The 20,324-nt window shown below is 43.2% G+C and carries 20 protein-coding genes and 1 pseudogene; 10 read left to right on the top strand and 11 right to left on the bottom strand.

Annotated features, from left to right (window positions below; translation table 11 throughout):
- Positions 1-41: 41 nt before the first annotated feature.
- Positions 42-1,187: a glycosyltransferase gene (locus SJY39_RS25195; RefSeq protein ID WP_010439660.1), complete on the bottom strand. Its 1,146-nt coding sequence runs from the start codon at positions 1,185-1,187 to the stop codon at positions 42-44.
- Between the two features lie 293 nt (positions 1,188-1,480).
- On the opposite strand from SJY39_RS25195, the gene SJY39_RS25190 reads away from it, so the two are divergent.
- The 3 genes from SJY39_RS25190 (at position 1,481) to SJY39_RS25180 (ending at position 4,314) form a co-directional block, all read left to right on the top strand.
- Positions 1,481-2,407 carry a glycosyltransferase family 2 protein gene (locus SJY39_RS25190; RefSeq protein WP_010439661.1) on the top strand — a complete coding sequence of 309 codons (927 nt, stop codon included), beginning with the start codon at positions 1,481-1,483 and terminating at the stop codon, positions 2,405-2,407.
- A 16-nt stretch (positions 2,408-2,423) separates the two neighbouring features.
- Positions 2,424-3,860: a lipopolysaccharide biosynthesis protein gene (locus SJY39_RS25185; protein ID WP_372263966.1), complete on the top strand. Its 1,437-nt coding sequence runs from the start codon at positions 2,424-2,426 to the stop codon at positions 3,858-3,860.
- 136 nt (positions 3,861-3,996) lie between these two features.
- A complete protein-coding gene (locus SJY39_RS25180; RefSeq protein ID WP_010439666.1) occupies positions 3,997-4,314 on the top strand; it encodes a hypothetical protein in 318 nt (105 codons plus the stop codon).
- A 204-nt stretch (positions 4,315-4,518) separates the two neighbouring features.
- Here SJY39_RS25180 and SJY39_RS25175 read toward each other — a convergent pair whose 3' ends face one another.
- The 4 genes from SJY39_RS25175 to SJY39_RS25160 form a co-directional block, all read right to left on the bottom strand.
- The gene (locus SJY39_RS25175; RefSeq protein ID WP_029203076.1) at positions 4,519-4,986 is read right to left on the bottom strand and encodes a DUF3429 domain-containing protein; all 468 of its coding nucleotides are present in this window, start codon (positions 4,984-4,986) and stop codon (positions 4,519-4,521) included.
- On the bottom strand, positions 4,983-5,528 hold the full coding sequence (locus SJY39_RS25170) for a glutathione peroxidase (RefSeq protein ID WP_016791836.1): 546 nt from the start codon (positions 5,526-5,528) through the stop codon (positions 4,983-4,985). The genes SJY39_RS25175 and SJY39_RS25170 overlap by 4 nt, the downstream gene beginning before the upstream one ends.
- Positions 5,529-5,614: 86 nt before the next feature.
- The gene (locus tag SJY39_RS25165; RefSeq protein ID WP_016784681.1) at positions 5,615-6,934 is read right to left on the bottom strand and encodes an AarF/ABC1/UbiB kinase family protein; all 1,320 of its coding nucleotides are present in this window, start codon (positions 6,932-6,934) and stop codon (positions 5,615-5,617) included.
- A gap of 221 nt (positions 6,935-7,155) precedes the next feature.
- Complete coding sequence (locus tag SJY39_RS25160) at positions 7,156-7,542, bottom strand: thiol-disulfide oxidoreductase DCC family protein (protein WP_010439678.1); 387 nt, start codon at positions 7,540-7,542, stop codon at positions 7,156-7,158.
- 161 nt (positions 7,543-7,703) lie between these two features.
- Between SJY39_RS25160 and SJY39_RS25155 the strand changes: the two genes are divergently transcribed.
- From SJY39_RS25155 to SJY39_RS25140, 4 genes are all read left to right on the top strand, one after another.
- On the top strand, positions 7,704-8,261 hold the full coding sequence (locus SJY39_RS25155; protein ID WP_016784680.1) for a DUF1439 domain-containing protein: 558 nt from the start codon (positions 7,704-7,706) through the stop codon (positions 8,259-8,261).
- Positions 8,262-8,549: 288 nt separating this feature from the next.
- Positions 8,550-8,990, top strand: a complete 441-nt coding sequence (gene soxR, locus SJY39_RS25150; RefSeq protein ID WP_016784679.1) for a redox-sensitive transcriptional activator SoxR — start codon at positions 8,550-8,552, stop codon at positions 8,988-8,990.
- A 141-nt stretch (positions 8,991-9,131) separates the two neighbouring features.
- Entirely contained in the window at positions 9,132-9,512 is a 381-nt protein-coding gene (locus SJY39_RS25145; RefSeq protein ID WP_010439683.1) for a VOC family protein, read from the top strand.
- Between the two features lie 122 nt (positions 9,513-9,634).
- A complete protein-coding gene (locus tag SJY39_RS25140; RefSeq protein WP_010439685.1) occupies positions 9,635-10,039 on the top strand; it encodes a globin in 405 nt (134 codons plus the stop codon).
- Positions 10,040-10,142: 103 nt separating this feature from the next.
- On the opposite strand, the pseudogene SJY39_RS25135 reads toward SJY39_RS25140, so the two are convergent.
- Both SJY39_RS25135 and SJY39_RS25130 read right to left on the bottom strand, forming a co-directional pair.
- A pseudogene (locus tag SJY39_RS25135) lies at positions 10,143-10,352 on the bottom strand (hypothetical protein); the annotation flags it as partial.
- Positions 10,353-10,450: 98 nt separating this feature from the next.
- On the bottom strand, positions 10,451-11,218 hold the full coding sequence (locus SJY39_RS25130) for a hypothetical protein (protein ID WP_372263967.1): 768 nt from the start codon (positions 11,216-11,218) through the stop codon (positions 10,451-10,453).
- Between the two features lie 140 nt (positions 11,219-11,358).
- On the opposite strand from SJY39_RS25130, the gene SJY39_RS25125 reads away from it, so the two are divergent.
- Positions 11,359-11,748 (top strand): DUF4345 domain-containing protein, encoded by a 390-nt coding sequence (locus SJY39_RS25125; RefSeq protein ID WP_010439689.1) that lies wholly within the window; start codon positions 11,359-11,361, stop codon positions 11,746-11,748.
- A 9-nt stretch (positions 11,749-11,757) separates the two neighbouring features.
- Complete coding sequence (locus SJY39_RS25120) at positions 11,758-13,260, top strand: arylsulfatase (RefSeq protein WP_010439691.1); 1,503 nt, start codon at positions 11,758-11,760, stop codon at positions 13,258-13,260.
- 161 nt (positions 13,261-13,421) lie between these two features.
- Here the strand turns inward: SJY39_RS25120 and SJY39_RS25115 are convergent, their stop codons facing one another.
- From SJY39_RS25115 to SJY39_RS25100, 4 genes are all read right to left on the bottom strand, one after another.
- On the bottom strand, positions 13,422-14,453 hold the full coding sequence (locus SJY39_RS25115) for a LacI family DNA-binding transcriptional regulator (RefSeq protein ID WP_010439694.1): 1,032 nt from the start codon (positions 14,451-14,453) through the stop codon (positions 13,422-13,424).
- 196 nt (positions 14,454-14,649) lie between these two features.
- Positions 14,650-15,726 (bottom strand): porin, encoded by a 1,077-nt coding sequence (locus SJY39_RS25110; protein WP_016791832.1) that lies wholly within the window; start codon positions 15,724-15,726, stop codon positions 14,650-14,652.
- Between the two features lie 248 nt (positions 15,727-15,974).
- A complete protein-coding gene (locus SJY39_RS25105) occupies positions 15,975-16,991 on the bottom strand; it encodes a nuclear transport factor 2 family protein (protein WP_016788980.1) in 1,017 nt (338 codons plus the stop codon).
- A gap of 143 nt (positions 16,992-17,134) precedes the next feature.
- Positions 17,135-18,430: an MFS transporter gene (locus SJY39_RS25100; protein ID WP_016788979.1), complete on the bottom strand. Its 1,296-nt coding sequence runs from the start codon at positions 18,428-18,430 to the stop codon at positions 17,135-17,137.
- 348 nt (positions 18,431-18,778) lie between these two features.
- On the opposite strand from SJY39_RS25100, the gene SJY39_RS25095 reads away from it, so the two are divergent.
- A complete protein-coding gene (locus tag SJY39_RS25095; protein ID WP_016788978.1) occupies positions 18,779-20,320 on the top strand; it encodes a sodium/solute symporter in 1,542 nt (513 codons plus the stop codon).
- The last annotated feature ends 4 nt before the right edge of the window (positions 20,321-20,324 follow it).

Raw genomic sequence — 20,324 nt, 5'->3', positions numbered from 1 at the left:
TCTAATCCATTGCACACCTATTTGCGTGTTTATAGACAATCTTAAACTGGATTCTCTATCCAGTGAGACAGCTGCTGAGCTTGTTTAAGAGAGTTGAAGCGTTTCTCTACTCTTGTTCTTGCCATCATGCCCATCTCTATTTTGTCATTACTACTTAATTGCGCAAAACGCTCAATGCTTTCTCTTAACTCGTCGACGTTTTTTTCATTCACTAAAAAGCCAGTATCAGGTGTGACAATCTCCTTACAGCCCATAATGTTGGTTGTAATCACGGGGGTTCCGACAGCCATAGCTTCTTTTAGTACTAACGGCCCAGTATCAACACAACCTGTTTCTGAAAAACAGAAAGGAGCGACTAAACAATCGTAATGCGGAAGGTTTTCTTTTACCCATTCATGAGGCTTTGAGCCCAGAAAGGTGACATTTCGAGTTAACCCTTGTTGCTCTACTTGCATTTTTAACTGCGACTCTAAATCTCCAGTGCCAACGATATCGAGATGAATGTCGAGAGGCTCGGCTATCGGTGCTAAAGCGTCAATGAGAAAGTGGATACCTTTTTGTTCAACTAGTCTTCCCAGGAAAACAAAACGAAGCTGCTTGGTTTCAGTCTTTGGGTGTAACCGGAATTGCTTGGTATTTACACCGCAATGTAGGAGCTTTATGTTTCCTTTGGCCATGTGATTAAAGTCTGTGAGCATGTCTTTACAGACTGCGACCACAAAATCACTCGATGTAATTTTACGTTCAATATCGTAAGCGAATTCGTAAACATCATGACCATGGGCGACAAACGAACACGTTATATTGAGAAGCTTAGCGGCGACTATAGCGTGGGCGGTGGTGTGTTGGCAGAAATGAGCATGAACATGGTTGACGTCTTTTTCTGCAAGTTGTAAAGCCAGCTTAAACCCATAAGCAAAAAGTGACTTCTTCGGCATGCTAGTCTGCTTAGAGACAAACGAAAGTGCTTTGACAAAACCCACCCAATTGATGCTAGTTATCTTGCCCGCCCGAACATCCTTGCCAATTTTGACAATGTCATAGTCGAAAGCTTTTTTACTTTTTTCTACTTCGAATGCCATTACGCATACCTGATGCCCACACGCTTTCACGGAGTCGACCTCTGTTTGAATGAAGGTCTCACTGAGCACAGGATAGGTTGGCGCTATAAATGCTACTTTTTTCATTTTCTTCTCCTTGTGTATCGGCCACTACAATGGTTTAAGCAAAATACGAACCAAGATGAGAGGGTACTTAAGAGGTGCTTTTTAACGGTTTTTTGCTGTTATCGTCAGATCGCTTTTGATTTTCTCAAATTGGTAGTCAAATTGGATATTTGAATTTCTGTGTCGACAGTGCTTGTTCGTCACTTTGCGAACAGATACGTAGGGTGCTGATATAAGGCCAGTTTAATAGTGAGGAATACTCGGCACAGGATATGCAGACATGCTGTGTAAGATATAAATCTGAGATCGTCACTATGGCTAAAGTTAGTATTGTTATTCCTACTTATAATTGTTTGGGCTACCTGCCGAAGGCAATCGGCAGCGTACTCAAGCAGACTCATCAAGACCTTGAGCTGATCATTATTGACGATAACAGCAATGACGGGACGTCAACTTATCTTTCTTCGATACACGATGAGCGAATTATAAAGTTATCGACGTTGGGCGTAGGTGCTCCTCAAGCCAGAAACTTAGGGATCGAAAAAGCGTCCGGTGAATTCATCGCTTTTTTAGACGCTGACGACTTTTGGTTCCCTGAAAAAATTGAACGACAACTTGAATTCCATCAGCGGAACCCCGATCTGGCGATGAGTTTTACTAACTACGAGCATCTCACTGAAGACTACCAAGTGATTGTCGACTGCTTCAGTTATTGGTCGCAGTTTCAAGATCATGACGAGTTATTCTTTAATATTGAAAACCCACTAGAGTTTATTATTGAAAATAACGTGATTGGCACATCGACAGTGATGGTGAAAGCCGATGTCTTTTCGCAAACAGACACTTTTAACGCGGACATTACTTACGGAGAAGATTGGGAGCTATGGCTTCGCGTGAGTGAGAATCATCAGATTGGCGTATTGAATTCAGTGCAAGTTGGTTACTTGATGAGAGCGAATTCTGTTACTCAAACGGAAAGCTTCAAGCTGAGGAATTTGCAGTCTATAGAATCTATTCTTCAGCATTACCAAAATGACAGTGAACGTTGGAACCTACCTTCTTCTAGTTTCAAGATCGCAAAGGCGAGAATACTTGAAGGTTACGCTGACTATTACCGAAGCCTACAACACAACCGACAGGCGGCCGCTTACAGTTTTAGATCTTTGGTTTTGGCTCCTCAAAAACGAACGTTACTACACCTAATCAGAGACTGTAAAAGTTTCCTAACGCCAGCAGGGTAAAGGATAGGTGACCGCTATGGGTTCATTAAAACAGTCAGCCTATTACGCTATTGGTATTGTGATGATGAAAGGGATATCACTTGTGATGATTCCTTACATTACTCACAAAATGACACTAGCAGAATATGGTTCTTTAGAAGCGATTGTCTTGTTAGCAGACATTGGAACGATATTGTTTAGCTTTGGTATCGTTGAGGCAATGTATCGTTATGTGGGCGTGTCCGATGGCGATGAAAAGCGGGAACTCGTTTCTAACTGCTTTACGCTAAGTGTTTTGGTGTGCGTGCTAGGAGGGTTATTAATTGCGCTCAGCATGCCGCTATTGATTTTAATGTTACCCGTCGAATTTCAACCCTACCAAATTTTTATCCTACTCATTCCTACAATGCTTGATGGGGCAATCTCTATTCCTCTGACCTTAATGCGAATGAACGCGATGGCGAAACAATTTTGCCTGCTTAATGTATTGAAAGCCGGTGTTCAAGCCGTGATGACTTTTGCATTGCTTGAGGCCGGATATGGTATTGATGGTGTGTTGATTTCGTCAGCGGTATCGAGTTTGCTGCTAATGATCTGTTTAGTGCGCTATCAATGGCAAGAGATGGGAACATTTGGTTGTTTTAAATACTCAACCAAGATCCTGAAGTTTGGGTTACCCGCTTTGGTGGGAGGGGCATCAATGTATATGATCATGGGGTTAGATCGTTGGGTAATGGCAAGTTTCGTTGGAGTCGAAGAACTGGCGATTTATGCAGTCAGTGGTAAATTTGCGTTGATCCTTGGATTGTTATTGCAACCCTATGCACTGTGGTGGTTCCCAAACCGTGTCGCCATTCTTCAGCAATCAGGAGGTAGTAAGGATTGTGCAGACAAAGCCTTAGCTGGCGTCAATTTCGCCATCGTATTGGGTGCTTTGATGATTTTAACTGTTCCAGGCTTTATCGCTTTAATTCTGCCAAGCAGCTATCAATATTCGGGTACGATTGTTGTCGCATTGCTTGCCATTAGTGTTATCAAGAACGCAGGTGATTATTTGAATCTTGGTTGTTTCAGTGGGAAATCAAGTCAATCGCAAATGTGGATTCAAGGTGGATGTGCGATCTTGGCCGCTATTGGTTATGTCACCGTGACGCCCAGTTATGGCGTATGGGGGGTTATTGTTGTCCTCTGCGGAACTTACATATTGCGATTACTACTTTTATATTTCGTCAGCCAAACAATGGAACCGTTACCTTATCAGCACAGTAAATGGATAGTTGCGCTCAGTATTGCCGTAGTTGCGGTCGCTTGTGATCGATTGCTCGGGTTGGTGCTCGTTGATGTTCATGACTTTGTTTTAGGCTGCTTTGTGGCAGTGGTGACATTAGTGGCCTTCGTAAAATATTCGGTCATCATTATTCCGCCTGTGTTGCTTGATAAGTTCACGTTACGCAAGCACTCCCAGATAAGTTGAAATTACGGCATTTATCTTTAAGCTTTTTCCGGGGTAGACAATGAAAATCTAAGTTTATCAAAATAAAACACTGTTCATAATGTTTGTGATTAGATAGTATTTATAAGTTTGATGAATATTAACTATGGAATGAATTATGAATAAGTGGATTGTATTTTCAGCTATGTTTTCGACCTTATCACATGCTTCCTTAGAGCTTTCTAGTTCTGATTTATCGGCTGGAGATTTTGATATCCCCGAGGCTATCTCGTTAGAACAACAAAGCATCGTATGTGAAAGTGTTGTTTGTAATACGGTATCAGAACCTAAATCTGTCCCGGTTGTTGGTGAAGTGCCGGAGCGTGAGCCTAATCAAACGATAGAAACTTTCGCCAGTGCGATTTATATCGTTGGTGAGATTGGAGCCGCGGAAAACTTATCAACTCCAGAATATGAACAATTTTTCGAAAACTGATTCAAAGGTTTTGACAGAGGGGGGGACAGTTTTCAAGTGTCACTATAAAAGATTTCAAATGCTGTTATAAAAGGTAATCTTGCGTTAAACGATTCAATAACCTTGGTATATTGTAGCTAGGAAGCCCTCAATGGAAATATGGAAGTACTGCTATTCATCCCAGCCTGCTTTGCGCTCAATATGCCTAAACAGGTAAAAACTCACTCAAGTTAACAGCACGATACCATGCATCAACACAACGCTAGAAGTTAGTCGAGTTCTCATTTCAAAATACCCATCAGGCCCTTCGCTTTTATTCTGTTCCTTCATCGACCTCTCTGCTCGCCAAACCGCAATGTAACCGACCAAGAGAATAAGTGTGGTTATGAATTCCTTTTGCTCACCGAGTAGTACCGCTAGCCACGCTGCTAACACAATAACATTGCTTAGAATTAGAGCATTGTTACTTGATTGGATTTTGAAATTCTCTATGCCATTTCCCCATAAAATACCAGACAAGAAACTTAAGATAACCACGCTGTAAGTGATGAAGAGTGTTTCTCCGCTCAAGTTAAAAAACTGACTGTCGGTGAGCGATAACAATAGGCCGAATAAAAAGGGGACTAAACCCATATAGCCGAGCTTAGCCATGGTGTTACGTGTTTGAGTTGTTTCCATGTAATCTGACTTCATAGCTGCTGCTCGACAGCATTTTTGAGGGTACTACTGGTTGGCGACGTAGAACTCGGGAAGGTTGCTATCACTTTGCCTTCTTTGCTGACCAAGAACTTGTAGAAATTCCATTTCGGTTTGATACCAGCTTGTTGTTGGATTTCGGCAAAGACTGGATTTGCGTTCGGCCCAGAGAGTGAAGCACGCGCCATCATTGGAAACGTGACGCCGTAATCCAGATAACAGATTTTGGCAGACTTCTCCTCGCTTCCTCTGTCTTGACGAAAATCATTGCTTGGGAAACCAACAACCGTGAATCCTTGATCTTTATATGTTTGATGCAGTTGCTCAAGTTGCTCGAACTGTGGCGTGAAACCGCATTGACTTGCTGTATTCACGATCAATAAAGTTTTACCTTGAAACTCTTCACACAGCTCAATCTCTTCGTTTGAATTTAACAGCCTTTGTTTGCCGTTGAGTATCTCAGGACAGCTTGCTGAAAAAGCGAATGAACTTGTTAGGCTCGCGATTAGGGCGGTGGAGCACAGCAGCGAATGCTTCATTAGTCTGACTCATTTTAGTTGGCGTAACTGTTACTACTGTTCAACGACTTGAAATGATCACTTTAAAGACCAGAATGGCTTTAGTATCAGCTGTCGCTTAGCAAATAGGGTTCTACCAAGCGCCTGATGTTCACCTTGGCCCCAAGGCGAGATGCCAGCAGATACATGCCTCCAATCTTTCGGTGGAGGAATAGGGCATCGGCTGGTGGTGTGTGCCAATACTCTTGCTCCATGCTGAGTATGGTTCCTGCCTCACGAAGCCTTTGTGCTAAACCACTAGCTTTGAAGTCGTAATCTTCATCGACAAGCATGGGTTCACATGCCATTGTCACTAGGTTGAGAATCGCTTGGCGCTGGTCAGGGAGGATGGTCTCGCTAAAAAATCCAATTTGCTCTAACGCCTTGTTGAGTCCTTGTTCATTGTGATTAATCACAGAGGTAAAGGCTGAACGATAACCATCACTGAAGCGATCACTGTATTCACGGGTGGCACCAAAATCCAACAAGCCAATTTGACGTGTTTGTTCTACATACAAGTAATTAGCGAAATTGGGGTCGGTTTGCACCATCTTGAAGTCAAACAGCTCTTTGAACATTAACTCGATTAGGCTGTGCATCACGAAGTCACGGGTGCTTTGGTCGTAACCTTCTATTTGCTCTATCGAGACACCTTCAATGAAGTCCATGGCGAGGACGGAGTCTGAAGAGACTTGCGGGTGAATTTTAGGTACGACGAAGTGAGAGTGCTCTTTTAATGCATCATGGTAACGAATCGCGTAGTCAGCCTCGCGAGCATAGTCCGCTTCATCATGGAGCTGTTTCTTTGCCTCTTCTAGTAAGCTTTTGTAGTCGACCGACTTTGGTATCAACCCAACAATGTTGAGCAGTGTGCCTACGTTGTCTACATCGCTGTCGATACTTTTTCGAATGCCTGGATATTGGACTTTGATAGCAAGTTTGTCTCCTGCATCACTGTAAGCTTGGTGGACCTGGCCGATAGACGCACTAGCTAAAGGCTTAAAGTTGAAGGTAATAAATTCCACCTTCCAATTTATTCCAAGTGAATTTTCTAATACTTGGTTAAGCTGCTTAGCGGGTAATGGGTCGGCGTCTGAGCGCAAGCGAGCGAGTATATTGGCTAACTCCGGTTCTAGGATATCACCGGCATCCATCGACAGCATCTGACCTAGCTTCATTGCAGCGCCTCGCAAATGTGCCAACTGATCTGTAAGGCGAGCGATATTTTGAGGTGTTAATACCAAGTCTTTTGCTTTGGGTCTGTTTCCCTGCGCGAGCTGTTTCGTGCCTTCAGTTATGACACTTCCCGCTACTCGAGTTGCGAGAGACGCGAATTTACTGAATCTTGAAATACGATGGGTAGGTAGATTTCTTTCTTTTGCCGACATAAAAGTTCTCTCTGGGAATCAAGGTTCTCTACAAAGTTCTATAAATCATTACCCAACCGAATGTTTTGTTGTGGTAACTTATCTCGCGAAATAGTAAACAGAATTTAAAGGACAAAACATGAAATTTATTTGGTTAAAAGTCGCGGTTACCGTTTTAGTTTTTGCTGCGCTGTTTGGTGTGGTGTATTACAAAGTCGCGAGTGGTATGTCTTAACCAAGCACTATTTAGTGCAGCTGTTTCCATTGCAGCGTGACTTTCCTGTTAGCCAGAAAGAAACTTTGTATCTGTTCTTGGCAAATCGTAGATAACACCAGTCGGCCATTGGCTTGAATATGGCCCAGCGCAATGGGGCGTATAGCCAACCTTTTCCTACTAAGCGCCACGCTTGGTAGGTCACGTCTAAACCTAGCAAAAGTTTTCCATTCTCATCCAGTGCATGCAAAATGGTGTTGGCTGCGTCCGCATCAATCTGAGGGTAGTCTGAAAAGGCTTCACTGTAGATATCGATGGTTTGAATCTTATTTTCAGTGTCATGCTTGGCAAGTGCCGCCATCTCTTTTGCACACAATGGACATGTCCCATCATAAAATATCGTTAATGCCGTCATCATTTTCCTTACTATTCTATTCCTATTAATTTGTACGGTGTTATTTCTTCAGTGGATCATTTTGCGGAGTTAACCGACACTGTCATTGTGACAACTATTTTACGGTATTATTCCAAGATAAAATCCGTGCCTTGCAATGACATATTAAGAGTTTAACCGCAATGACAATAAAGTTAATCAACCGCTTCATTATCGCTTTTTCTGCCCTGATGCTAGGTGGTTGTGTGAGCTACAGTATTACTGAACAAGACATGACGAAATACCTACAAGATTCAGTGATGTTAGAACAAGAAGTTGGTGTTCAAAGTGTTATGTATGCGCAAGTGGCTGTTGATGATTTAGAAGTGAAAATTGGACGAACAGACAATCAACGAGTCTCGGTTATAGCTAATACTAATGCAAAAGTTGAGATATTTAATATGCCAAATATGGGATTGGATTTGGATATTGAGTTCAGTGCTATCCCTGAATATGACAAAGAAAGTGGTGAAGTGTATTTGAAATCGTTACGACTAGAGCGTTTTCAGGAAAAAGGACAACAACTCTCCCCTGAGGTTGAGAGGTTGCTTAAGCCTGCGGTATCCATGATTGGCTTTGCTTTGTCTCAGTCACCGGTTTATAAATTGGATAGCAACAAGGTGCAAGAGTCATTGATTAAGTCATCGGAGCCTAATCTAGTGATTAAAGATAACAAACTGGTTATTGAGTTGTTTGATTAGTTTTTTAAATTCTGAACGGCATTATGGTTATCTTTCAGGTAGCCATTTTTTATTAGCTTCAGTTAATTTGCACCTCACTACTTTATTGCCAATTACCTAGTTCCTAATTACTTCGCCGCGAGTCGGTTTATTAAAAATCATATCGTTATCATAAAAATAGTAATCGCTTAGCTCGTTGGTGTTGGTATTCAAAGTTCTGCTCTCTTTACTGGTGATGGAGGCAAGCTGTGGTTACTATTAAGTTAAAGTGAACTTTATCTATTTGTGAGCACCAAGGACAAGGTAATAATGAGGAACATCGTATATTTGACGATAGGACAGTTATCAGAGCGCAGTGGTGTTGCTCCTTCGGCACTCCGCTTTTATGAAACCAAAGGGTTGATTGCTTCGATTCGCACCAATGGCAACCAACGTCGTTACCAATCAGCTATGTTGCGACGAATTGCTTTGATACAAGTAGCGCAGTCGATAGGTTTTACGCTGGAAGAGATTACGGAAGAGTTATCTACCTTACCTATGAATCAGACCGCAACTAAGCGAGATTGGGAGCGAGTTGCGAAGAAGTGGCAAGGTCAGTTAGACAGCAAAATGTCGCAGATCCGTTCGTTACAAGAGAACCTGACAGGTTGTATTGGCTGTGGCTGCTTGAGTATGCAGAAGTGCCACTTGTTGAACCCTGAAGATATTTTGCATGATCAAGGGCAAGGTGCACAACGCATTGTTGATTAGTCTTTATTGCGTTAAATAGCTAGCCAAACTCTATGCTTTCATTCAATGAGTTAAGCAACAACTATGACTGAATAGCGTGCCTGGACAAACGCAAATTATAGGTCTAGCTTGGGAGGTTCTTTCAATCAAAAGAGGTGAGTTATGTTTAGTCATGTTTTTCTCGGAACCGAAAATATTGAACGCGCGAAGTCATTCTATGATCCAATTATGCAAGAGCTTGGTTACAGCGAAGGGACAATCGATCCCAAGGGGCGTTGTATATACGTTAGTAAAACGGGCGTACTAGGTTTAACTAAGCCGATTGACGGTCAGCCCGCGACTTATGGTAATGGGATGACCGTCGGGTTCTTGGCAAGCTCAACAGAAATAGTCGATGAATGGCATCGTCTTGGTGTTGAAAATGGTGGTACCAGTATTGAAAATGGTCCAGGTGCCAGAGGAACAGATGAACGTCGACTCTATATGGCCTATTTACGAGACCCTGATGGAAACAAGATTTGTGCAACTCACTTTATGCCATAGTTCATTTTATGCCATAGTGGCGTATAATTAGCTGATGTTGATAGTTTTGAGCCAATTTATCGCTGCTCTTAACCTCCCTCATGATTCTAAAGACTGGCTGATTATTGCAAAGGAATTGCTAGATGAAACCGAATGAACTGTTTTATGAAAGCTTTGAGCGTTGCCGGATTGATCAAGAATTCTTGGAAAGCTTTCTGGCAGACTTCTGCGAGCATAACCCAAGGTTTTCAGAACGTTTTGAAAAGATAGGGTTAGAGCAGCAAACTAAGATGCTTAAGGCCTCGATCATTCTTATTTATAATTCCTCTGGTCTGCCAAGTGTGCGGAACTCGGTCAAGAAACTGGGTAAAAGGCACAAAGATTTGGGGTTGGACATTTCAGAAATTGAATTAAACGAATGGTTTAATTCGCTGCTCAATACGGTTAAAAAGTACGATCCTCATTATGATGAGAACGTAGAACGAGCTTGGGCAGAAACGCTGGATGCTGGTCTAACGATCATGAAAAAAGAGTGTGTTGAAAAATAAAATAAACTTCGCATAACAACACGAGTTTTATCTTATTTTTAAAATGATGGCTTTTAATTCATTACCCTAAATGGTTTTTATTCAGGGTAATGAATATGTTGGCTTAAAAGGTAAAGCCAGTTTGAATACCTAAAGTTGTTTCCTTGGTATACCAATCATTTGAACCTCCGAGCTCATACCAATCAAACCCTAAACGAGTCAACAGCTTGGAGTTGCCAAACAATGGTTTTGATGACTTGTACTCTGCGCCGATACCGTAAGTTAAGCCAAAATTACCATGAGAACCTTTATGAATTTCATTTCCTTTGCTAGAGCTTCATTTAGATTGAATTAGAGAACAATTTAATAGAGATTAAATACTCTGGCTGACTAGTCATTCCGCTTGTGCTTAATGGTAAAACAACCAGTGGCTTAAAAGTGAGCAGCCCAACCAATCAAAAACCCTTGCGATGCGGTATCGTATTCAAAGGTTCCCTTGTTTTCGTAATCAACCCAAGTGGATTTATACGCCAGATTTAAATCCGACCAATCGTTAATTTGATAGCGAGCGCCGGTTAGTATGGAGCTAGTAAAATCGGTGTCAGCACCAAGGCCGATATCTAAACTGGTGTGAACTGTCCAATCTTTGTTGAGTTCTTTAGTCCAGCGAACGCCGACAAGGTAATCGATCCAATCTTCTTTTAAAGACCGAGAGTTGATTGTTGTACCATCGTTTTTATAAAGCCTTGAGTCAATATCATTGTCCCACCAACGTATACCGACCATATAATCAATCATGCCGATATCGTATTGAAAGCGTTTAAACCCTTTTGCTTCCAAAACACCCTGTCTTATATCGAGTTTACCATTAAGAATTCCTGTATTACCTATTATGGAGTCAGATTTGCCACTCAGTTTCATGTAGCTGTAGTCTAAATAGTAGCCCCATTGATTGTCGTAAATCCCCTCTAATCGCAGCATCGCACCCATATCCAGATGATCCATGATAAACGCTGGGTCAACATCAACACCTGTAGATATCTTGCCGATTGTACTATCACCACGGATATTCAAAGCGAGCGCATAAATTTCTATACTGTGCTGCCATTTTTTTGTGTCCGAGTGCGAGCTTGTTTCTTGTGCATTTATGGTTGAACTTGCAGCCAACACTGATGCGATGAGGTAATGCCATTTAGCCATGTTGATATCCCTATCCCAAGATTGAAGAGTACATACCATAAATGTATGTATTAATTATCCATTTTCCGTGTATGCAACTTGTACATTGCTGATTGTAGACTATGTTTTTAGAAAAGAGCCAAATTACAAAGAGGAAATAAATGAAGCAACAGAGTGTGTTTTTGTTGGTCGCCGTTCTGGGTTTAACGCCCATAGCTTTGTCTTATGGTTATGCACCAGTTATTTCTCTGGACTACCTTTTCGGGATAGATGCTCGTCCTGTTAACGTTACCCACATCTTTCGTGCGGTAACGGGTTTATATTTGGCACTTGCTCTGTTTTGGGTGAGTGGCGCATTGACTAAAAAGTATCGACTGCCAGCGCTTTATAGCTTGGTGGTCTTCATGTTGGGTTTGGCTGCAGGCCGAGTCGTCAGCTTAGTCTTAGATGGCATGCCTCACTGGCTGCTTTTTGTCTATCTAATCTTGGAGCTTGGCTTTGGTTTAGTCGGAATAAAAATGATTCAAAAAGAGCAATCTGAAACAATATAAGGATATTCTATGAAAGGGATTTTTCACCTTCTCACCTTAAGTGTGCTGAGTAGCTTTTCGCTATCGGCATGGTCTGCACAAGAACAACCTAATATATTTGTTATTTTTACTGATGATATTGGGATCTCAAACTTGAGTGCTTATCACAATGGCGTGATGAGTAGCCAAACACCAAACATTGATAGTATTGCTGAGAAGGGAATGCTTCTGACAGACTACTATGCGCAGCCATCTTGTACCGCTGGTCGTTCAGCTTTCTTAACCGGGCAATTACCAGTTAGAACCGGAATGCATACGGTTGGACTGCCGGGTGGCCCTGTGGGTTTAAGCGCAGATACACCAACACTTCCCGAGGTATTAAAAACCATGGGCTACGTGACTGGGCAATTTGGCAAAAATCATTTGGGTGACCGAGATGAGTATTTGCCAACGATGCATGGTTTTGATGAATATTGGGGTTGGTTATATCACTTGAATGCCATGGAATACACCGAAGATCCAGATTGGCCGAAAGATGGATCGTTAGATGCCTTTGCTCCTCGAAACGTGATTTACTCTAAATCTGATGGTAAAGGTGGCCAAAGCATTGAAGACGATGGTGCGCTGAATATCGAGCGTATGAGAACACTAGATGATGAAGTAAACAAACATGCGATTAACTTCATTGAACGAGCCGTAGAAGCGGATAAACCGTTCTTTACTTGGTACTGTCCATCTAGAGGGCATGTGTGGACGCACCTTTCTCCTGAATATGAGGCAATGCTTGGCCAAAATGGTTGGGGGCTTCAAGAAGTCGTGATGAAAGATCTGGATGATCATGTCGGTGAAATGTTGGCGAAAATAGATGAACTTGGCATCGCCGATAACACGATTATTATTTTCACGTCCGACAACGGCCCTGAAATTATGACGTGGCCAGATGGTGGTATGACACCATTCCACGGTGAGAAAGGGACAACATGGGAAGGGGGAGTTAGAGCTCCTGCACTGGTTAGCTGGCCGGGTAAAATCCCTGCGGGTAGTGTCGGTAATGGCATCTTCGATGGTATGGATTGGTTACCAACATTGGTTGCAGCCGCAGGTGGTCCAACAGATTTAAAAGAGAAAATGCTCAAGGGCCACGATGGCTTTAAAGCACACCTAGATGGTTACAATCAAGTCGATATGCTGACGGAAAAAGGCGAATCTAATCGTAACGAAATTTACTATTATGAACGAGATAAACTACAAGCTGTTCGCGTAGGCGATTGGAAGGCTCACTTCATTGTACAAAATCGCGGATGGGGTGGTCCGAAAGATGAATTGAATGCGCCGTTACTCTTCAATCTACGTCGTGACCCTTATGAAAGAGCGGCAGAAGAGTCAGGTATGTACTTGAAATGGATGGGCGAAAAAATGTGGGCATTTGGTCCTGCACAAGCTGCTATTCAACAACACTTAGCGACATTCCAAGAATGGCCTCCAATAACGCCTGAAACACCAGCAGAGAAAGTAGGTGGTGTGGGTAATTAGTTGGCAACTAATAAAAAACATCTAGAGACAAAATAAAAACTAGTAGAAAAAATCCCGTTAGACATCTTATATACTCTTGATATAAGGCGCCGAACGGGATTTTTGTATTTTGGTCGTTTAAAGGCGTATTTTAATCATTCAAAAAAGGCTGAAGAACAACACTATTTCGCTTTCAACGTGGTGTTTCTTTCAATGAACTTCACTGGCACCATCAACTTGACCAAGCTCGTGTCTTGCTCTTGAATCTGACTAACCACAATTTTCACAGACTCACGTGCAAGGCGTCTGAAATCTTGCTTAAAGGTAGTGAGTTGATAGTTCAACCACTGAGTTTGTGGAATATCATCAAAACCAATCACTTGAAGATCTTCAGGAATACGCAGATTGAACTCTAAGCGCGCCACATCCATGACGGCCATCGCTAGGTTATCTGTCGCGCAGAAAATAGCTTGAGGATGTGTGGGTTCAGAAAACAGAGTCCTAATGGTTTCTAGTGCATCAAGGTAGTCATAGTCGGCTTCAATAACTCGAGCTTGTTCACCGGTAAGTTCTTCAAATTCTGAGCAGAACCCTGCTTCACGTTCGCCGTTAGTGTAGGTTGGAACATTACCTGTCAGGTAAACCGCTGACTTTGTCCCTACGCTATGCAAATGCTGAGCGGCAACTTGGCCAGCGGCGTAGTTGTCGCTCACCACATGGCTACTCTTAGTCCCTTCAACAACACGTGCGAACTGAACGATAGGAATGTCGAATTCTTCACACTCTTCATAAAGCGACTTGTTAAAGGTCGCAGAAGCAGCAATCACGCCATCAACTCGGTATTGGAAGATATTGGGAATTGAGTGGTTATCGTTGCCATCAACTTGCCAAGGGATCAATACCGCAGAATATCCCTGTTTTTGTAGTTCAGTGGAGATAAGCTGCAGCGTTTTCATGTGAATAGGGTAGTCGGCATCAGGGAAAACTAAGCCAATCAATTTTGATTCATTTGTCGTAAGGCTACGGGCAAAAGCATTGGGACGATAATTCAACGATTTCGCGGCATCGAACACTTTCTGCTTGGTCTTTTCAGACACTGAACTTCCCGGTACAAATACGCGAGATACAGTTGATTGAGAAACGCCAGCAAGTCTAGCGACATCTTTAGATGTTACGGTTGTTTTGGACAGCGAAGAGTGTTTTGGAGAGTTCATAGACCATACTTTTGAACCAAATTGATTGTGCATAGAGTAACATAATTAGGTACGTACTCAAAAATACAATATGCCATGATAGGATGAAAATAAGGGGTAATAGAGAATGTTGGATATTATTCTGGGTACGACCCAAAAAGCTCTGCATTAATAGCAGAGCTTTGTTTAGCGAATTTATGACTCGACTAACTGGGCGTTAGAAGTAGTAACGGATACCCGCAGCGAATTGGTCATCGCTATTTTCATAATGGTTACCAACAGATTTGTCGTTGCCATTATCAAATTGGTATTCAGTCCATACTAAGAACTTGTTCTTCTTAAAGTGGTATTCAAGGCCAGGGATAATCAACTGACGATCGTAGCCATTAGCGTTGTCGTCTGTGTCCATTAAGTAGTTAACGTTAAAGGTTGGACGCAAACCATTTTCAAAGTGGTAGTAAGTGAAGAATTCAGCACCACGGTGGTCGTAAAATTCTGCTTTGCTGGTGGTTTCCCAATTTGAGCCTTGGCTGTAGGTGAAACCGACAAATAGGCCATCATTGGTGTAATTTACACCCAACAAACCGATGCGCTGCGTGTCGCCATCTTTGATGTTTTTCACGCCAGCATCAACATCATCAAACTCATTCTGGTGGTAAGCTAAACCAATTGTTAGGCCATCCATAACCGTGTACAGCGTTGATGCGCCCATACCGTTTTTCAGTGTTGCTGTTAAACCGTCAGCAAGGCCAACATCTTCACGGGTAGTTTGGTAAGTGAAGCCGTATTTCCAGCTGTCGTTAATGCTGTTGCGGTAAGTAATCGAATTCTCAGCTCGGCCTGTACCAGACGCAATACCCCAGTCAGATAAATTGTAGTAGCCTGAACCACGCGAACCAAATACACGACCCATATCGGTAAACCAAGCCACATCGTAGAAGGTAGACCACTGCTTAGTACCGGCAGCAATCTTGCCATATTTGTCGTGCTCTACGCCTGCGTATAGAAGTCGGTCGTAAATATTGTCGCCGTTAGCACCCGAGTTGTAACCCCATTCAGCATGGCCAAAGCCAGTCCAGCCGTTATCAAATCCCATTTGGCCTTTTAGGCCGAAACGAGAGCTACCGCTGTTCCACTCACCGTTGTGGTCGCCGCCTTTATCTTGGTAACGAACGTCGAAACGACCGTCTAAAGTAAGGCTATCGCCCGCGTCATTGGTGAAAGTGTGTGCAGCAAAAGCAGAACCCGAGGTAAGTGCTGTCAGGATCACTGCAGAAAGAATCGACTTTTTCATTGTAATTCTCTTTATTCAGGCCGTAGAAAGCCACCGTGCTTTCAAGCCCGTTATATTGGTAATGGTTTGGCAGGGTGTACCCCATCCATGAGGCACTAGTAGATTCAGTTATTAGTGGAGCAATAATGAATTGGTTGGAGCACCTACTAGGAGCGAGAAGGATCTCCCAGCAAGCGTGGAAACCTAAATCAGATGTCTATTTAGGTTGCCACTATTTCGTTTCAATCTTTTGGATTAAAGCGTTTCGATTACAGTGTTGGGTTCATGATGGTTGAAGTGCGTTCGAACACGTCTAGACCTTGCTGTTGTAGCCAGTAAGGAAGGTCGATAAGAACCCAGTTCTCAGATAGCTTGTCACCGTCACGGTAGTACACGTCAACCACTTGCATGTTTGCGCGTACTTCGCCGCCAGTCATACCTAGGAAGCCACCCGTTGGTGTGTTTGATAGGTTTGGCCAACCGAAGAAACAAGAGAAGTTACCTTCAGCGAAACGACAAACATGGCCGTTAAATTTCTTGTCTTTCAAGTTGTTACGGAAAGGAAGTTGGTGCTGTTGTTGGTAACGAGGAATCGTGTAAGACGCGCCGATACCACAAGGACCGTACCAAATCATGTCTTTTGACCAGCTCTTCGCGAGTACTTCTGGTGGGCAACCCATTGCGCCGCTGTCGTTAAGTGCAGAAAGGTCATCAACCATCTTGTTCACTAGAGCAAGTGTCGCAACGCCTTCTTCTGGAGCTGCATCTTCAAACAACAGACCATCGTGGTTACGTGGACCAGGGTATACGAAGTGCTTACCAGTTGATGGTGGAAGTGGGTAGCAACCCGCTTGATCCATCATGCCTAGTAGGTCTAGGAACAGGCCTGTCTTAGTGATTTTGCCATCAACAACACAGTTAAACTCTGCGTAGCGAACGTTCATGATCTTGCCAGTAGGGCGCATGCCTAGGTATTCAGCGTCGAACAGACCCATGAAGTGACCCATGCTCATTACCCAAATTTCATCTGGGTTAACTTCGTTGTTACCACCGATGAAGATATCTTGACGACGCTGCATGCGTGTCATTGATTTCATCATTGGTGCCCAGAATACGTCAGCCGCTGCTTGTGCGCCTTCTTGCTCACGGAATGGGTAAACACCACGCCACAAGTAATCTTCAGAAGTGTGTGCTTTTAAAACTTCAGCAACGTTTTCGTGGGTAGCGTTTTCCATTGCGTCAAAGTAGTCACGAACAATGCGTTTAGCTTCTTGATATTTAGACATAGTAAATTCTCTTTTGTGTTGTCGAGCCAACATTCGGAACAGGACTCGATTTGGATTTTGTTACCGGCTGACTTCTCAGCCGGATTGATGTTTATTTCGTGCCTTTAGAGGTTTCAACTTTTAGAGGTTTTAACTAAAGGGGATTAAGCTTTTGCTGTTTCCGCTTTTTTACTCTTGTCGAAAATGCCGCCTTTCAATGTTTCTGGTAGAGATAGCCACAGTAGACCAGCCAGAATCCATACGATTGGTGAACCCCACATTGCTGTCGCAAGGTCGCTGCGCTCTTGGATGAATACCAACACCATTGGTGCCCACATACCGATGATACGACCGCCGTGGAATAGTGCTGCACCGAAGCTACGTAGGTGAGCAGGGAACAACTCAGAGAAGTAACCACCCCATACCGCAGAAGCAGAGAGGCCGAAGTTGTAGATAAGGCCTAGGATAGCCAGCATGTTTAGGCTGCCGATCATCACGTCGCTTGGTGCCACGAAGAATACTGAAGCCATGACACCTGCAAGGATGAAACCAAACGCGTTCACTTTACGGCCGTATTTGTCGGCGATTGCACCCCATACCCAAGCACCGAATAGAGAACCGAATGCTGAGATAGAGAAGATGATACCGATAGTTGAACCGTCAAATTGGCGAACTTCTTTCAGGTACGTTGTCACGAAGCCTGAGAAGAATTGGTAGCCGTAGAAGTTAAGGCCAGCCAGTAATAGACAAGTGATGGTGAGTTTGCGGTAAGGCGCGCTTAGCATTTCACCCCAAGAACCTTTCTTTGCTGGTGCGTTAGATGCTTCAGCCGCGGCTTGATCTTCTTCCCCGTAGGCGACCACTTTTTTGTCGCTAGGCAGGATAAAGATCATCAGTGCAGCAGCGACTAGAGGAGGAATACCACCTACCCACATTAGGCTCTGCCAAGGTGCATCGATGCTAGAAATGAACGCTGCGTATGCACCCATTGCCATTAGGGCAACCGAGAACATAGAAGAAGCGAATGCGGTTAACTTACCGCGAACGCTTGGTGTGAAGAGACCGATCATCAGGCTTACCGCTACTGTGAAGTAACCACCCAAAGATATACCGATAATGAAACGCATCGCTGCCCACATTGCGTAGTCAGTAAACATCATATTGATGATGGTTGCGCCGCCGTTCAGTGCCGTGATGACAATAAGAGTTGATTTCTTACCAAAGTTTGATGCCACCCATGCACAGCTTAGAGCACCAATAAGTGCACCAACCGACTGCCATGTATAGAACTGAGCGGTATCCGCCAAGTTAATACCATCATACGCATCAACGATATATGGGCGTACGTAGTCAATAATTACAAAGTTATAACAATAGAAAAAGTAGCCAACTAGAATTGCAAGATAAGCAGCTACCCTTTGAATCATAGGAACTTCGCTCATGTGTTTTTTAGTAGTCATGACCGATAAACCTTTATTTTTTATAGGGTGTTTGTAGTTTTGATTTTTGTGTGGTGATTATCAATCTTCATCACACAGTCTTCATTTCGGGAGAGATGATAGAATTTTTGTGGTTATTAGATCCGTGATCAAAGTCAACTTTAAAATGAGTGCGTACCCATTTTGTGTGTTTTAGTGATCTTGATCTCATTAGATCGTATTTTTGCGCTTTTGAAAGCGTTTTGAGCGTTTAATCATCTATATTAGTGACAATACTCACACTTACTATGGGTTTTTGAGGGAAGTTATCCATTTTTGAGTAATATTAGCGGCGAATTGATTGCACAATATAATAAACGGAATCTAGAAATGGTTACGTACTCAAGTTTTTTGGTTATTGCTCTTTATGTGCTAACTACCCTATTTATCAGCTACTTAGTTAATAGACGCTATAGCGTTGGTGGCGACTTTTCGACTGGTGGTAAACAGTTTGGTTGGTTTACGGCAGGTGTGTCGATTCTTGCGACCTACATCAGTGCAATGACGTTCGTGGGCATGCCGGGTTGGGTTTACAGCTCGGGCATGGAAGCGATGAGTGTTCACCTGAACTACCCAGTTGTGATCTTTTTCACTGTGATTTTCTTTGTTCCGGTGTTTTACAAGCTCGGCTTAACTTCGATCTATGAATACTTGGAGCACCGCTTTGGCGTTGTTGCTCGCACGATCAATTCCATCGTGTTTATTGTGGTTCAGTGTATTTCGGCAGGAGTTATTTTGTATGCGGTTGCTCTGATCTTAGTGCAAGTGCTGCCGGTCAGTATCTCTGAGGCGATCATCTACATCAGCTTATTTACCGCGTTGTACACCTATGCGGGCGGTATCTCGACAGTAATATGGACGGATATGCTGCAGTCAGCAGTGTTGATTATCGGCAGCATTGCGATCTTTGTTTTATTGTTGATGAAAATTGATGCGGGCGAGGTGTTGTCTCCTGAACATCTGAATATCATCAACCTTGATTTTGACTTAGGCGTTGATACCACATTGTGGGCAGGCGTAGTGGCTGTGAGCTTCCTGCACTTGAGTGTGTATGGAACTAATCAATTGATTATTCAGCGAACATTAGCAACTAAGTGTGTTAAAACAGCGCAAAAGTCGATGTTGCTTTGTGGTTACGGCGCATTCTTTGTTTATCTGTTTTTTGCTGTGATGGGGGTGCTGTTAAGTGTCTTTTATCAGGACAGCAGTTTTGAAAACAGCAATGAAGTAATTCTCGATTTTGTGTTTAATCATACTAACCCGATCATTGTTGGTTTGGTGATCTCGGCTTTATCTGCAGCGGCAATGTCGACATTGGATTCCACTTATAACTCAATGGCGACTGTGGCAACGTTCGATTTCTACAAGCGCTTTTTCCGTAAGAAAGCCTCTGACGCGCACTATGAATCGGTTGCTAGAAAAATGAGCCTTGTTGCAGCGGCGTCGGTTGTTGTTCCTGCACTGCTTGCGGTTTCAAATGAATCCGTACTTAAAACCATTGCTAGCCTGACCTCCATTTTTGTTGGTATTCGCCTTGGTTCTTTCATTCTTGGTTTGTTCTTCAAACAAGCGAACGAGAAAGGGGTGATTGCGGGCAGTATTGGCAGTGTGGCCGTCGTATTCATCGCTAAATACAGTGGAATAGCTTGGCCTTGGTTTGCCTTGATTGGCACCGTGGTTTTCTTAGTGTTAGGCGTTGTCGTCAGTCGCTTCTGGGGAGAGGTAACCGAGCAACAGAATGAATTTATAGCCAAGCAAAAGCATTTGTTTGCAAAGCCTACCGCGAGTCATTACGGCTTGTTGGTGTTCGCTGTTGTGACGATTGCTGCTTGTACTGTTATCCCTGATTGGCTTTATGCCGCTCTTTCTTAATTGA

This window comes from Vibrio sp. R78045, from assembly GCF_042466085.1.
Lineage (GTDB): Bacteria > Pseudomonadota > Gammaproteobacteria > Enterobacterales > Vibrionaceae > Vibrio > Vibrio cyclitrophicus.
Note: the sequence above shows the minus strand (reverse complement) of the source record. Positions and strands in the feature narration are given on the sequence as shown.